General features: G+C 63.2%; 14 protein-coding genes. 6 read left to right on the forward strand and 8 right to left on the reverse strand.

The window, feature by feature from the left end:
* Positions 1-154: 154 nt before the first annotated feature.
* Genes NOV72_RS24000 through NOV72_RS24010 form a run of 3 tightly spaced genes read right to left on the reverse strand, consistent with a single transcriptional unit; the run spans position 155 to position 2,480 of the window.
* Positions 155-697 (reverse strand): response regulator transcription factor, encoded by a 543-nt coding sequence (locus NOV72_RS24000; protein ID WP_106857051.1) that lies wholly within the window; start codon positions 695-697, stop codon positions 155-157.
* A gap of 42 nt (positions 698-739) precedes the next feature.
* Entirely contained in the window at positions 740-2,038 is a 1,299-nt protein-coding gene (locus tag NOV72_RS24005; RefSeq protein ID WP_106857052.1) for an ATP-binding protein, read from the reverse strand.
* A 40-nt stretch (positions 2,039-2,078) separates the two neighbouring features.
* Complete coding sequence (locus NOV72_RS24010; protein ID WP_342753428.1) at positions 2,079-2,480, reverse strand: cysteine-rich CWC family protein; 402 nt, start codon at positions 2,478-2,480, stop codon at positions 2,079-2,081.
* A gap of 8 nt (positions 2,481-2,488) precedes the next feature.
* Here NOV72_RS24010 and argB point away from each other — a divergent pair, with 8 nt between their 5' ends.
* From argB to NOV72_RS24040, 6 genes are all read left to right on the forward strand, one after another.
* Positions 2,489-3,388 (forward strand): acetylglutamate kinase, encoded by a 900-nt coding sequence (gene argB / locus NOV72_RS24015; protein WP_014190130.1) that lies wholly within the window; start codon positions 2,489-2,491, stop codon positions 3,386-3,388.
* Between the two features lie 49 nt (positions 3,389-3,437).
* Positions 3,438-4,184, forward strand: coding sequence for a pyrimidine 5'-nucleotidase (locus tag NOV72_RS24020; RefSeq protein ID WP_106857053.1), 747 nt, complete (start codon positions 3,438-3,440; stop codon positions 4,182-4,184).
* 282 nt (positions 4,185-4,466) lie between these two features.
* On the forward strand, positions 4,467-5,612 hold the full coding sequence (gene metX / locus NOV72_RS24025; protein ID WP_106857054.1) for a homoserine O-succinyltransferase MetX: 1,146 nt from the start codon (positions 4,467-4,469) through the stop codon (positions 5,610-5,612).
* Positions 5,609-6,217 (forward strand): methionine biosynthesis protein MetW, encoded by a 609-nt coding sequence (gene metW / locus NOV72_RS24030; RefSeq protein WP_106857055.1) that lies wholly within the window; start codon positions 5,609-5,611, stop codon positions 6,215-6,217. The genes metX and metW overlap by 4 nt, the downstream gene beginning before the upstream one ends.
* Before the next feature lie 45 nt (positions 6,218-6,262).
* Positions 6,263-7,549 (forward strand): AmpG family muropeptide MFS transporter, encoded by a 1,287-nt coding sequence (locus NOV72_RS24035; RefSeq protein ID WP_106857056.1) that lies wholly within the window; start codon positions 6,263-6,265, stop codon positions 7,547-7,549.
* Entirely contained in the window at positions 7,546-8,460 is a 915-nt protein-coding gene (locus tag NOV72_RS24040; protein ID WP_106857057.1) for a M48 family metallopeptidase, read from the forward strand. Before NOV72_RS24035 ends, NOV72_RS24040 begins: the two co-directional genes overlap by 4 nt.
* Position 8,461: 1 nt before the next feature.
* Here the strand turns inward: NOV72_RS24040 and NOV72_RS24045 are convergent, their stop codons facing one another.
* From NOV72_RS24045 to gatC, 5 genes are all read right to left on the reverse strand, one after another.
* Complete coding sequence (locus NOV72_RS24045; protein WP_106857058.1) at positions 8,462-9,250, reverse strand: exodeoxyribonuclease III; 789 nt, start codon at positions 9,248-9,250, stop codon at positions 8,462-8,464.
* A gap of 21 nt (positions 9,251-9,271) precedes the next feature.
* Positions 9,272-10,111 (reverse strand): PPK2 family polyphosphate kinase, encoded by an 840-nt coding sequence (locus NOV72_RS24050; RefSeq protein WP_106857059.1) that lies wholly within the window; start codon positions 10,109-10,111, stop codon positions 9,272-9,274.
* 93 nt (positions 10,112-10,204) lie between these two features.
* A complete protein-coding gene (gatB, locus tag NOV72_RS24055) occupies positions 10,205-11,674 on the reverse strand; it encodes an Asp-tRNA(Asn)/Glu-tRNA(Gln) amidotransferase subunit GatB (protein WP_106857060.1) in 1,470 nt (489 codons plus the stop codon).
* Between the two features lies 1 nt (position 11,675).
* Complete coding sequence (gene gatA, locus NOV72_RS24060; protein ID WP_106857061.1) at positions 11,676-13,175, reverse strand: Asp-tRNA(Asn)/Glu-tRNA(Gln) amidotransferase subunit GatA; 1,500 nt, start codon at positions 13,173-13,175, stop codon at positions 11,676-11,678.
* A 29-nt stretch (positions 13,176-13,204) separates the two neighbouring features.
* Positions 13,205-13,504, reverse strand: a complete 300-nt coding sequence (gene gatC / locus NOV72_RS24065; RefSeq protein WP_035509719.1) for an Asp-tRNA(Asn)/Glu-tRNA(Gln) amidotransferase subunit GatC — start codon at positions 13,502-13,504, stop codon at positions 13,205-13,207.
* Positions 13,505-13,612 lie beyond the last annotated feature (108 nt).

Consider the following 13,612-nt stretch of genomic DNA (forward strand, 5'->3'; position numbering starts at 1 on the left):
TGCCATGTACATGCATGTCGTTGCAACTCTCCGATTTCCGCCCTTGGCACCCGGCTTGGGCGGTTCTTTTTTGGGCGCTCGGTTTTGATCGATCGCGCCCGCTTCCAGCGAATTTTGAATTGCCGCCCGAGTGCCAACCGGGCGTCGTTTCGCTTTATTGCCGCACAGGCTTCTTCGCCAGCTTGCGCTGCAGCGTGCGCCGATGCATGTTCAGCGCGCGCGCCGTGGCCGAAATATTGCCGTTGTTCTCGGCGAGCGCGCGCTGAATGTGTTCCCATTCGAGCCGCGCGACCGACAGCAGCGTCGGGTTCTCGATCGCTTCCTCGGCGGTCTGCTCGCTCGCCTGCTCATGGAGCGCGGAGAGAATCGATTCGACGTTCGCCGGCTTGGCGAGATAGTTGTCCGCGCCGTCCTTCACCGCCTGCACGGCCGTCGCGATGCTCGCGTAGCCCGTCAGCACCAGAATGCGCGCATCCGGTTGCAGATCGCGCAGCGGCGCGACGAGCCGCAGCCCGGAATCGTTGCCGAGGTGAAGATCGACCGTGATCTGCCCGAACTTGTGCTGGTTGGCGAGCTTGAGCGCTTCGTCGGCGTCGTGCGCCTGATGGGGCGTGTAGCCGCGCCGCGTGAGGCCGCGGGCGAGAATGCCGGAAAAGACTTCGTCGTCGTCGATGATCAGGAAGTTGGTATCGGTCATGGTTTTTCTCCGTAATGCTGATCGGCGCGCCTGGGTTCGAGTTCAGGCCGCGCCGCTTCGTTCAGTTCCTGCCGCGTGCGCCGGCGCCGCGACCGCGCCGCGGTTCGGCAGGCGCAATACCGCGCACGTGCCGCGCGGCTTGCCGGCGATCAGTTCGATCGATCCGGACAGCCGCGCCGCCGCCGCGAACGCCAGATAAAGCCCGACGCCGTGCCCGCCCTGCGTGCTGTCGACCGGGGCCGCGCCCAGCGTGGCGCGCAGCGCGGGCGGAATGCCCGGGCCGCGATCGCACACGTCGAAGCGCACGTAATCCATTTCGTCGATGGTCTCGACCGACGCCTGCAGCGTCACCGATTCGCTGCTCGCGCGCGCGGCGTTATCGAGCAGGATCGTGAGGATCTGACCGGCAGCGACCGCATCGTCGATCGACGCCTCCGCGGGCGTCCGGCCGGTCTGCGCGAATTTCACCTGCGGATGCCGCAAACGCCACTGGTCGATGAAACTCGACAGCCACTCGTCGAGCGACTGGCGGATCGACGGGCCCGTCGCGCGGCTGCGCAGGCGCGCGAGCGCGGACGTGCAGAGCGCCATCTGCTGCTCGAGCAGTTCGAAATCGGCCGCGTAGGGCGCGAGGTTCTTGTCGTGCGCGGCGGAGTCGCGCAGTTCCTCGGAGAGCATCGCGATGGTCGAAAGCGGCGTGCCCATTTCGTGCGCGACGGTCGCCGCCTGCACGCCGAGCGCGACCGCGCGCTCATCGCGAAGATGGCGCTGCTGGGCATCCGCGAGCGCGGCGTCGCGCACGCGCAGCGCCCGCGACATGCGCGCGACGAACCAGCCGATCAGCCCCACGCTCACCATGAAGTTGACCCACAGGCCCGTGCGGAAATAATCGAAGAGATTGGCCGGATTCTCGATATTGAGCGGCACGTAGTTATAACTGAGCAGCGCGTAACACGTGACGGCGAAGAGCGCGAGGCAGGTCATCATCGTCCACGGCAGCACGGCGGCGGCGATCGCGAGCGACGGCAGATACAGCGTGACGAACGGATTGGTCGCGCCGCCGGAAAGGAACAGCAGCGCCGAGAGCGCACCGAGATCGACCAGCATCTGGCCGAACAATTCGAGATTGGTCTCCGGCCGCGCCCGCGCGACGCGCAGCCACGTGAGGCCGTTGAACATCATCTCCAGTGCGATGACGAGCAGCATCGCGGGCAGCGGGAGCTTCGCGCCGAGGAAAATCTGCACGACGGCGATGGTCGTCAACTGGCCGATGATCGCGAGCGAGCGAAGCCAGAAGAGGTGACCGAGATTGACGCGACCGGTATTGGTTATGCGATGCATCTGGTGAGTGTTTGACGGCGTGGTTACGCTTCCCGCGACATTATCCCGCTTGCGTCGGGCCGCGCGTCGCATCTGGCGCGATTTGCCGCACCTTGGAGCGCGGAACGCCGGTTTCCGCCGCGAGACACGACGGACACAGGCAACTCACGCCGGGCCGCAGACGATCGGCCGGCAGCGCCGGGAGTGCCGCGCACCAGCACGCCGGGTCGCCGGCGATCATGCCGCAGCGAAACGTCGCGCCGCAGCGGACGCAAACCTGCGAGCCCGGCGCTTCCCGTTCGTTCGTTTCAGGGGATTCGTTCATCATCTTGTCATCAATCTGCACGAACGATGATCGCATGCCGGGCCGTTCGCCGGAAAACGTGGCGCGGCCGCGGCAATTCGTCCTGCCGCCATGCGTCGGTCCTGTACAATTCGGCGTGTTTAAACGCTCCTCGCCCATTTGCCGCCATGTCCGAGCTACCCGACCTCACGCAAATCGCGCCTACGCTGAAGGCTGAAATTCTGGCCGAGGCGCTGCCTTATATTCGTCAATATCACGGCAAGACGGTCGTGATCAAATACGGCGGCAATGCCATGACCGAAGAGCGCCTGAAGCAAGGCTTCGCGCGCGACGTCATCTTGCTGAAGCTCGTCGGCATCAATCCGGTGATCGTGCACGGCGGCGGCCCGCAGATCGATCAGGCGCTGAAAAAGATCGGCAAGCAGGGCACCTTCATCCAGGGCATGCGCGTCACCGACGAAGAAACCATGGAAGTCGTCGAATGGGTGCTCGGCGGCGAGGTGCAGCAGGACATCGTCACGCTGATCAATCACTTCGGCGGCCATGCAGTCGGACTGACGGGCAAGGACGGCGGCCTGATCCACGCGCGCAAGCTGCTGATGCCGGACCGCGACAATCCGGGCCAGTTCATCGACATCGGTCAGGTCGGCGAAGTCGAGGCGATCAACCCGGCGGTCGTGAAAGCGCTGCAGGACGACGCGTTCATTCCGGTCATTTCGCCCATCGGCTTCGGTGAAGACGGCCTCTCGTACAACATCAACGCGGATCTCGTCGCGGGCAAGCTCGCGGTCGTGCTGAACGCGGAGAAGCTCGTCATGATGACGAACATTCCCGGCGTGATGGACAAGGAAGGCAATCTGCTGACCGACCTTTCCGCGCGCGAGATCGACGCCCTTTTCGCGGACGGCACCATCTCCGGCGGCATGTTGCCGAAGATTTCCTCCGCGCTGGATGCGGCGAAGAGCGGCGTGCGCTCGGTGCACATCATCGATGGCCGGATCGAGCATTCGGTGCTGCTCGAAATTCTGACCGAGCAGCCGTTCGGCACGATGATCCGCTCGCATTGAGCTTTTTTCCCTTGCTAAAGACGCCCGCCTTCGCGCGGGCGTTTTCACGATGACAGCGCAACGCATTTCCCGCCGACGCCGCGTGAAAACGCGCGGGCCCGTCTGGCTCTTCGATCTCGACAACACGCTGCATCACGCGTCGCACGCGATTTTCCCGGCGATCAATCGCGGGATGACGCAATACATCGTGGATCGCCTGAACGTCGATGTCGACGAGGCGAACCGGCTGCGCGTCGGCTACACGGTGCGTTACGGCGCGACGCTGCTCGGGCTCGTCAGGCATCACGGCGTCGATCCGGCCGACTTTCTGCGCGAGGTTCACACCTTCCCCGACCTGCCGTCGATGCTGCGCGCCGAACGCGGTCTCACGCGGATACTGCGCGCGCTGCCCGGACGCAAGATCGTCCTCACCAACGCGCCGACGCTCTACGCGCGTACCGTGCTCGCGGAACTCGGCATCGCGAAGCTGTTCGAGCGCGTGATCGCGATCGAGGACATGCGCGAGGGGCATCACTGGCGCGCGAAGCCCGACGCGCCGATGCTGCGCCGTGCAATGCGACGCGCGCACGTGCGTCTCGAAGACGCGATTCTCGTCGAGGATACGCGCGGGCATCTGAAAAGCTATCGGCGGCTGGGGATTCGCACGGTGTGGATCGTCGGGCATCTGCCGGTGGCGAAGACGTCGAGCGGCGGGTTGTCGGTGCGCATGCCGGGCGCCGGCAGGCCGCATTACGTCGACCGCACGGTGCGGTCGTTGCGCGCGCTCACGCTCGGCATGCGCGGCGGCGCGCTCTGATACATCCGAAATCGCGGGTGTCGCCATCGACCTGATGGACGACCGCGTCCAAGCCCGTGCAAATGGCGGCTTTATGACGTTTTCCGATATACTTCACCGCTACGAGAATTTCTCGAACATCAACGACGCGCCGATTTGCTGACTCGATTGCGGGCGCGCGAACCTCAGTGATGATTCACGGGCGTTCACTATAAATGCGGCTAAAGAGGTCGTCAGCCGCGCCATCGCTGTTTCTCCGCGCCTCGCCGACACCGTTTAGCCGCTTGGTCAAAGGCGGAATGAATGGAATCGATCGGCATCGTCACTCCCCAAACACTGCGCTTCGCCGAGCCGCTCAAGATGCAGAACGGCTCGCTGCTCGGCGACTACGAGCTCGTCGTCGAAACGTACGGCGAACTCAATGCCGCGCGCTCGAATGCCGTGCTCGTGTGCCACGCGTTGAACGCGTCGCATCACGTCGCGGGCATTTACGCGGACAACCCGAAGGACGTCGGCTGGTGGGACAACATGGTCGGTCCCGGCAAGCCGCTCGACACGAATCGCTTCTTCGTGATCGGCGTGAACAATCTCGGCTCGTGCTTCGGCTCGACCGGTCCGATGAGCATCGACGGCGCGACGGGCAAACCGTACGGCGCGAGCTTTCCTGTCGTCACGGTCGAAGACTGGGTGAACGCGCAGGCGCGTCTCGCGGACCGCTTCGGCATCGAGCGCTTCGCGGCCGTGATGGGCGGCAGCCTCGGCGGCATGCAGGCGCTCGCGTGGAGCATGATGTATCCGGAACGGCTCGCGCATTGCATCGTCGTGGCGTCGACGCCGAAGCTGTCCGCGCAGAACATCGCCTTCAACGAAACAGCGCGCTCCGCGATTCTCTCCGATCCCGATTTTCACGGCGGCGACTACTACGCGCACGGTGTGAAGCCGCGTCGCGGTTTGCGCGTCGCGCGCATGATCGGACACATCACGTATCTGTCGGACGACGACATGGCCGTGAAATTCGGCCGCGCGCTGCGGCGTGCCGAGGGCGCGCTCGACGCATACAACTTCAACTTCGATGTCGAGTTCGAAGTCGAGTCGTATCTGCGCTATCAGGCCGACAAGTTCGCCGAATACTTCGACGCGAACACGTATCTGCTCATCACGCGCGCGCTCGATTATTTCGATCCCGCCAAAGCCTTCGACGGCGATCTCACAAAAGCACTCGCCAATACGCAGGCGAAATATCTCATCACCAGCTTCACGACGGACTGGCGTTTCGCGCCCGCGCGCTCGCGTGAAATCGTGAAGGCGCTGCTCGACAACAAGCGCACGGTGAGCTACGCGGAAATCGACGCGCCGCACGGCCACGACGCCTTCCTGCTCGACGACGCGCGCTATCACAACCTGATGCGCGCCTATTACGAACGCATTGCCACGGAGATCGGCGCATGAACCAGCACACTCTCGACTCGCTCGCGCTGCGTTCGGACTTCCGCGCGATCGCCCGCTGGGTCGAACCGCGCGCGACGGTGCTCGATCTCGGCTGCGGCGACGGTTCGCTGCTTTCGCTCCTCGGCGAAGAACTCGAAGTGAAGGGCTACGGCATCGAGATCAACGACGCCGGCGTGCTCGCGTGCGCGCAAAAAGGCGTGAACGTGATCCAGCAGAATCTCGAAGACGGCCTGCGTCTTTTCGAAGACGACAGCTTCGATTTCGCGGTCCTGTCGCAGACGCTGCAGACCATCCATCAAACCGCCGCCATTCTTCGCGAGACGGTGCGCGTCGGGCGGCAATGCATCGTGTCGTTTCCGAATTTCGGATACTGGCAACATCGGTTGTCGGTGATTCAGGGGCGCATGCCGGTGTCGAAGTCGCTGCCTTTTCAATGGCACAACACGCCGAACGTGCGCGTGCTCACGATCAAGGATTTCGAAGCGCTCGCGCCGGAAGTGGGCGTCGAAATTCTGGACCGCGTGGTGCTGCACGACGGCCAGCCAGTCCGTTGGGGCGCGAACTGGCGTGGTAGTCTTGCGGTCTATCGCGTGAAGCGCCGGTAACGACGACCGGCGCGCTCGCGCATCGACAACTGCCCGTTATACGACATGCCCGATACGCCACACGAGGCGCCCGCTCTAACTGCTCACGAAGATCATCCCGGATGGCGCGCGTTTCTCAACAAGCGCATCCTCATTTGCGTCTTTCTCGGCTTCACGTCCGGATTGCCGCTCTTCACGCTCTACAGTCTGCTGCAGGCGTGGCTGACGACCGCGCACATCAACGTCAAGGAGATCGGCCTCTTCGCGCTGATCGGCCTTCCGTACACGTGGAAGTTCGTCTGGTCGCCGCTGATGGACCGCTATATTCCGCGCTTTCCCGGCTGGAGTCCCGGCAGACGGCGCGGCTGGATGTTCGTCACGCAAGTGCTCGTGATGGTGGCGATCGGCTCGTTCGGATTCTTCTCGCCTGAGCGGAATCTGTGGGCCGTCGCGGCGGTCGCCGCGCTCGTCGCGTTCTTCAGCGCGAGTCAGGATATCGTCATCGATGCCTATCGCCGCGAACTGCTCGCCGATACCGAGCAAGGGCTCGGCAACGCGGTTCACGTCAATGCGTACAAGGTCGCGGGCCTCGTGCCCGGTTCGCTCTCGCTGATTCTCGCGACGCTCCTGCCGTGGAAGACCGTGTTTCTGATCACCGCCGCGTTCATGCTGCCGGGTCTCATCATGACGCTCGTCGTCAAGGAGCCGGAGATTCACGGCGCGCCGCCGAAGAATCTGCGCGAAGCGATCGTCGAGCCGTTTCACGAGTTCGTCACGCGCGATGGCTGGCGCGCGGCGCTGCTCGTGCTCGGCTTCATCTTCCTGTACAAGCTCGGCGACACGATGGCGACGGCGCTCGCCACGAAGTTCTTCATCGACGTCGGATTTTCGCTCGCGCAGATCGGCGTGATCGCGAAGGCGGTCGCGTTCTGGGCGAGCATCGCGGGCGGATTGCTCGGCGGCATCGCGCTGGTGAAGATCGGCATTGCGCGCGGATTGTGGATCTTCGGCTTCCTGCAGATCATCGCGACGCTGGGCTTCGCGTGGCTCGCGAAAATCGGGCCGTCGCCGGCGGCGCTTGCCGTGCTGTACGGCTTCGAAACCTTCGCGACGGGTCTCACGCTCGCGACCTTCACCGCGTATATCGCGAGCACCACGGACCCGCGCTACACCGCGACGCAGTTCGCGCTCTTCACGAGCCTCGCGGCGGTTCCGCGCACGTTCGCCGCGGCGGGCAGCGGCTACATCGTGAACGAAACGGGATGGTTTCCGTACTTCATGATCTGCGTCGTGCTGTCCATTCCGGGCATGTTACTGTTGCCCAAGATCGCGCCCTGGAGAACTCAACGATGACGGTTTCGTTCAAGCTTCGCGCCTTGGTTTGCGCATGGACATGGGCGTCGCTCGCGCCTTTCTCCGCGCATGCTCAGGACGAACAGAAGACGCCGCCGCCGTACTCCGCACCGAACAACCAGATCCGCTTCGGCAATACGGCGCTCTTTCGCAATCTGATTCCGCCCGCGACGCTCGAAGCGCAGTCCGCCGAAGAATACGCGCAGGTCATCCTCGATGCCGAGCGCGCCAAGACCTTGCTTCCCGACACCAACCCGCTCGTGAAGCGCGTGCGCGACATCGCGAATCACGAGATTCCGTTCGCGCTCAAGTGGAACGATCGCGCGAAGAGCTGGAAGTGGGAGATCAACGTCATCAAGTCGCCCGAAGAGCGCATGGTGTGTCTGCCGGGCGGGAAGATCGTCGTGTATAGCGGCCTCATCGAGAAGCTGCATCTGAACGACAACGAGATCGGCATGATGATCGGCCACGAGATCGCGCACGCGTTGCGCGAGCACGCGCGCGAGCGGCTGGGCCGGCAGCAGGCGGCGCAGCTTTCCGCCGGCGGCATGCCGCAGTTGTTCGGCTTTTCGAACTATCCGTCGCAACAGTCGGATATCGGCGACGAATTGCTGAGCATGCGCTATTCCCCCGCCGATGAAACCGAAGCCGATGTGATCGGCAGCGAGATCGCGTCGCGCGCGGGCTACGATCCGCGCGCGGCTGTCACGTTGTGGAACAAGATCGATACGGCAACCCGGCGCGCGGATGTCGGCTTCATCTGGCTGCATCCGTACGGGCCGGATCGCCGGCAGGACCTGCTCAAACGCATGCCGGACATGATGCCGCTCTATGCGAAGGCGGTCGGCAAGACCATCGACCAGTTGTCGAATTACGCGGGCATGGGGCGGTTCAAGAAGTCCGGCCGCTAGCTTACTTCTTCGCTTTCGCCATCTTCCAGTCGTAGTCGATGGTCAGCGGCGCGTGGTCGCTGAACTTGATGTCCCGGAAAATCGATGTCTTCTTCGCGGTCGCGGCGACTTCCGGCGTCGCGATCTGATAGTCGATCCGCCACCCGACGTTCTTCGCATACGCCTGGCCGCGATTGCTCCACCACGTGTATTGCTCGGGGCGCTGATCCAGCGTGCGGAATACATCGACATAACCGACGTCGTCGAAGAGCTTCGTGAGCCACGCGCGCTCTTCCGGCAGGCAACCCGAATTCTTCTGGTTGCTCTTCCAGTTCTTGATGTCGATTTCCTTGTGCACGATGTTCACGTCGCCGCACAGAATCACTTCGCGCTCTTTCGAAAGCGCGTCGAGATGCGGCATGAACTCGTCCATGAAACGATATTTGGCCTGCTGACGTTCGTCGCCGCTGGACCCCGACGGCACGTACACCGACACCACCGACAGCTTGCCGAAACGCGCTTCCACGTAGCGCCCTTCCGGATCGAACTCTTCCGAGCCGAAACCGATGATCACGTCGTCCGGCTCGTGGCGCGTGTAAAGACCCGCGCCGCTGTAGCCCTTCTTCACCGCGTGCTGGAAATAGCCCTGAAAACCGTGCGGCGCGAGAAATTCCGGCGTCAGGTCGTCTTGCGAGCATTTGATTTCCTGCACGCACACGACGTCGGATTTCTGCTCGCCGAACCAGTCGAAGAAACCTTTCTTGGCGGCCGATCGAATGCCGTTCAGATTGGCGGTAATCACGCGAAACATACGCTTCCTTTTGAGTTCGTTTTACTGGACCTTCACGCCCTTCAGCGATTCCTTCGCGGGCGGAAATTCGAGCTTCATGTCCTGCATCGTGCGCAACAGCAGTTCGGCGACCATCACGTTGCGATGCGTCTTCGAATTGCCCGGAACGACGTACCACGGCGCGTATTCGGTCGATGTCGCGGCGAGCGCGTCCGCATACGCCGCCTGATAGTCGTCCCAGTCCTTGCGCGCGTCGAGATCGGAGACGTCGAACTTCCAGTGCTTCGTCGGATCGTCGATGCGTGCCTGCAGGCGCCCGCGCTGCTCGTCCTTCGAAATATGCAGGAAGCATTTGACGATGGTCGTGCCGCTATCCGCGAGCAGCGACTCGAAGTCCCGGATATGTCGATAGCGCCGCTCGCATTCGTCGGCATCGATCTGCTTCAGCACGCGCGGCACGAGCACGTCTTCGTAGTGGCTGCGATTGAAGATCGCGAACTCGCCCGCCTGCGGCGCCTGCGCGTGCACACGCCAGAGAAAATCGTGCGCGGCCTCGCGCTCCGAAGGCGCGCGAAACGGCACGATGCGCAAGCCGAGCGGATCGACGTCGTGGAACACCGCGCGCACGGTGCCGTCCTTGCCGCTCGTGTCCATGCCTTGCAGCACCAGCAGCACGCGCTGGCGGCGCTGCGCGTGAAGCTTCTCCTGAAGGTCGTCGAGTTGCGCGCCGATCGCCGTGAGGCGTTCGCGGTCTTCGTCTTTCGTGTCGCCTGAAAATGGTTTCGCGGAGGGATCGATCGCGCTCAGGTCGAACGGCTTCAGCTTCTTGCCGGCGTCGAAAAAAGGCACGCGATAGTCGTCGAGTCCGGGTTTCTTTGCCATATCCTGTTTCTTGTTCTTGGTTCGCCAATGAAAAACGGGCTGCTGCCGGGCTCAACCGGCAGCAGCCCATTCATCCCGCGTCGGGACGAGCGATCAGGATAACTTCTTCTTCAGCAGTTCGTTGACCTGCTGCGGATTCGCCTTGCCCTTGGTCGCCTTCATCGCCTGACCGATCAGCGCGTTGAACGCCTTCTCCTTGCCCGCGCGGAATTCATCGACCGATTTCTGGTTCGCCGCGAGCACTTCGTCGATGATCGCTTCGAGCGCGCCGGTGTCGGAAATCTGCTTCAGGCCCTTCGCGTCGATGATGCGATCCGCGGCCGCTTCGTCCGTCGCCTTTTCGTCCCAGATCGTCTGGAAGATGTCCTTCGCGATCTTGTTGGAGATGGTGCCGTCGGCGATGCGTTGAAGGATCAGCGCGAGTTGCGCGCTCGAAACCGGCGATTCGCCGATGTCGAGCGACTCGCGGTTCAGTTGCGCGGAGACGTCGCCCATCATCCAGTTCGCGGCGATCTTCGCCTGCTCCGCGCCGGCCTTCTGCACGAGCGCCTCGAAGTACGACGCCATCGCCTTCGACGACGTCAGCACGCCCGCGTCATACGGCGTGAGGCCGTAGGTATCGACGAAACGCTGCTGCATGTCCGCCGGAAGCTCGGGCATTTCGCCTTTCACGCGCTCGATCCACGACGACTCGATCACGAGCGGCATCAGGTCCGGGTCGGGAAAATAGCGGTAATCGTGCGCGTCTTCCTTGCTGCGCATCGAGCGCGTTTCGCGCTTGTCCGGATCGTAAAGACGCGTTTCCTGAACCACCGTGCCGCCGTCTTCGATCAGCTCGATCTGACGGCGCACTTCGTACTGAATGGCCTCTTCGAGAAAGCGGAACGAGTTCAGGTTCTTGATCTCCGCGCGCGTGCCGAATTCCTTCTGGCCGACCGGACGCACCGAAACGTTCGCGTCGCAACGGAACGAGCCTTCCTGCATGTTGCCGTCGCAAATGCCGAGCCACATGACGAGGCCATGCAGCGCCTTCGCATACGCAACCGCTTCCGCCGCGCTGCGCATTTCCGGCTCCGTGACGATTTCGAGCAGCGGCGTGCCCGCACGGTTGAGGTCGATGCCCGTCATGCCCGCGAAGTCTTCGTGCAGCGACTTGCCCGCATCTTCTTCGAGATGCGCGCGCGTCAGGTTGACGGTCTTCGAATACGCTTCCTTGCCCGCCTTTTCGTTGGCCGGAACCTGAATCGTGATCTGGCCGCCCTGCACGACCGGAATCTCGTACTGGCTGATCTGATAGCCCTTCGGAAGATCCGGATAGAAATAGTTCTTGCGCGCGAAGATGCTGCGCGGCGCGATGTGCGCGCCGATCGAGAGACCGAAGCGGATCGCGCGCTCCACGGCGCCCCTGTTCATCACGGGCAGCACGCCGGGCAACGCGAGATCGACGGGACTTGCCTGCGAGTTCGGGCTCGCGCCGAATTGCGTGGGCGCGCCCGAGAAAATCTTGGAGACGGTGGAAAGCTGCGCGTGCGTTTCCAGACCGATGACGACTTCCCACTGCATATCAGACTCCCGATACCGATGCCGATGGTGCCTTGCGGTGCCAGTCGGTCGCGCGCTGGAAGGCGTCGGCGACCTGGAGCATCCGGGCTTCGTTGAAATAATTGCCGATGATCTGCAAACCGACCGGGCGATTCGCGTTCGCGCCCGCGCCGAAACCGCACGGCACGCTCATGCCGGGCAGGCCCGCGAGGCTCACGGACAGCGTGTAGATATCGGCGAGATACATTTGCACGGGATCGTCGGTCTTCTCGCCGAGATTCCACGCGACGGACGGCGCGACCGGTCCCATGATGACGTCGCACTGCTTGAACGCTTCCTGAAAATCCCGCGCGATGATGCGGCGGATCTTCTGCGCCTGCAGGTAGTACGCGTCGTAATAGCCGTGCGACAACACGTACGCGCCGACGAGAATCCGCCGCTTCACTTCCGGCCCGAAGCCTTCCGCGCGCGACTTCTTGTACATGTCGAGCAGGTCTTTGTACTGCGCCGCGCGATGCCCGTAACGCACGCCATCGAAGCGCGACAGATTCGACGAAGCCTCCGCCGGCGCGATGATGTAGTACACGGGAATCGAGAGCTCGGTCTGCGGCAGCGATACCTCGACGAGCGTCGCGCCGAGCGCTTCGTACTGCTTCAGCGCTGCGTCGATGGAAGCGCGGACGTCGTCGGCGAGACCGGCGCCGAAGTACTCCTTCGGCATGCCGATGCGCAGGCCCGCGAGCGGCTTGCCCGCATCGCCGCCGTTCCACGTCTTGCCGAGATAGCGCGTGTAGTCTTCCTTCTCGCGTTGCAGGCTCGTCGAGTCGCGCTCGTCGAAGCCGCCCATTGCGTTGAGCAAGAGCGCGCAGTCGTGCGCGGTCTGCGCCATCGGGCCGCCCTGATCCAGCGACGACGCGAACGCGATCATCCCGTAACGCGAAACGCGGCCGTAAGTCGGCTTGATGCCCGTGATGCCGGTGAACGACGCGGGCTGGCGGATCGAGCCGCCGGTGTCGGTGCCGGTCGCGGCGGGCGCGAGACGCGCCGCCACGACGGCGGCCGAGCCACCCGACGAACCGCCCGGCACCGCCTTCAAGTCCCACGGATTCTTCACCGCGCCGAAGTACGAATTCTCGTTGGACGAGCCCATCGCGAACTCGTCCATATTGGTCTTGCCGAGGCACACCATGCCGGCGTGCTTCAGACGATCGACGACGGTCGCGTCGAACGGGCTCGCGTAGTTTTCGAGCATGTGCGAGCCGGCCGTCGACGCCCAGCCGCGCGTGACGAAAACGTCCTTGTGCGCGATCGGCAGGCCCGTGAGCGCGCCGGCATTGCCTTGCGCGATAAGCGCGTCGGCGGCTTTCGCCTGTTCGAGCGTGAGCTCGGAATCGACGCCGATGAACGCGTTCAGATTCTTCGCGGCTTCGATGCGCTTCAAATACGACTGCGCCAGCTCGACGGCGGACACTTCCTTCGCGTCGAGCGCGGCGCGCAATTCGGTCAAACTTTTCTGATGCATTGCAGTTCCCTGATATTCGCGGCGCTGATTTATTCGATGACTTTCGGCACGAGATAGAGTCCGTCCTGCACGGCGGGCGCGGAACGCTGGAACTCTTCGCGCTCGACACGCTCTGAGACAGCGTCGTCACGCAGACGCAGCGCGACTTCCTCGATCTGCTCGATCGGATGCGCGAGCGGTTCGATGCCGGTCGTATCGACGGCCTGCATCTGCTCGACGAGACCGAAAAAATCGTTGAGCCGCGCGAGCGTGGGTTCGGCTTCGTGGTCGGGCAATTCGAGCCGCGCGAGGTGTGCGATGCGTTTTACGTCGGTCAGGGTCAGAGACATGGAATCACCGGAGAAAGCGTGGACAACCTCAATCTCGAAAACCTTCGCTATGGGAGCCGGTTACGATCTTGAAAGGAGCCCTTGGAAACAGGTCTTGCGATGGCAAAA

The sequence above is a fragment of the Caballeronia novacaledonica genome (assembly GCF_900258035.1).
Lineage (GTDB): Bacteria > Pseudomonadota > Gammaproteobacteria > Burkholderiales > Burkholderiaceae > Caballeronia > Caballeronia novacaledonica.

Bases quoted from the DNA above. Each gene is read 5' to 3' on its own strand.
- NOV72_RS24000 (WP_106857051.1), bottom strand. From the start codon at position 697: ATGACCGATACCAACTTCCTGATCATCGACGACGACGAAGTCTTTTCC.
- NOV72_RS24005 (WP_106857052.1), bottom strand. From the start codon at position 2,038: ATGCATCGCATAACCAATACCGGTCGCGTCAATCTCGGTCACCTCTTC.
- NOV72_RS24010 (WP_342753428.1), bottom strand. From the start codon at position 2,480: ATGGGCGAGGAGCGTTTAAACACGCCGAATTGTACAGGACCGACGCAT.
- argB (WP_014190130.1), top strand. From the start codon at position 2,489: ATGTCCGAGCTACCCGACCTCACGCAAATCGCGCCTACGCTGAAGGCT.
- NOV72_RS24020 (WP_106857053.1), top strand. From the start codon at position 3,438: ATGACAGCGCAACGCATTTCCCGCCGACGCCGCGTGAAAACGCGCGGG.
- metX (WP_106857054.1), top strand. From the start codon at position 4,467: ATGGAATCGATCGGCATCGTCACTCCCCAAACACTGCGCTTCGCCGAG.
- metW (WP_106857055.1), top strand. From the start codon at position 5,609: ATGAACCAGCACACTCTCGACTCGCTCGCGCTGCGTTCGGACTTCCGC.
- NOV72_RS24035 (WP_106857056.1), top strand. From the start codon at position 6,263: ATGCCCGATACGCCACACGAGGCGCCCGCTCTAACTGCTCACGAAGAT.
- NOV72_RS24040 (WP_106857057.1), top strand. From the start codon at position 7,546: ATGACGGTTTCGTTCAAGCTTCGCGCCTTGGTTTGCGCATGGACATGG.
- NOV72_RS24045 (WP_106857058.1), bottom strand. From the start codon at position 9,250: ATGTTTCGCGTGATTACCGCCAATCTGAACGGCATTCGATCGGCCGCC.
- NOV72_RS24050 (WP_106857059.1), bottom strand. From the start codon at position 10,111: ATGGCAAAGAAACCCGGACTCGACGACTATCGCGTGCCTTTTTTCGAC.
- gatB (WP_106857060.1), bottom strand. From the start codon at position 11,674: ATGCAGTGGGAAGTCGTCATCGGTCTGGAAACGCACGCGCAGCTTTCC.
- gatA (WP_106857061.1), bottom strand. From the start codon at position 13,175: ATGCATCAGAAAAGTTTGACCGAATTGCGCGCCGCGCTCGACGCGAAG.
- gatC (WP_035509719.1), bottom strand. From the start codon at position 13,504: ATGTCTCTGACCCTGACCGACGTAAAACGCATCGCACACCTCGCGCGG.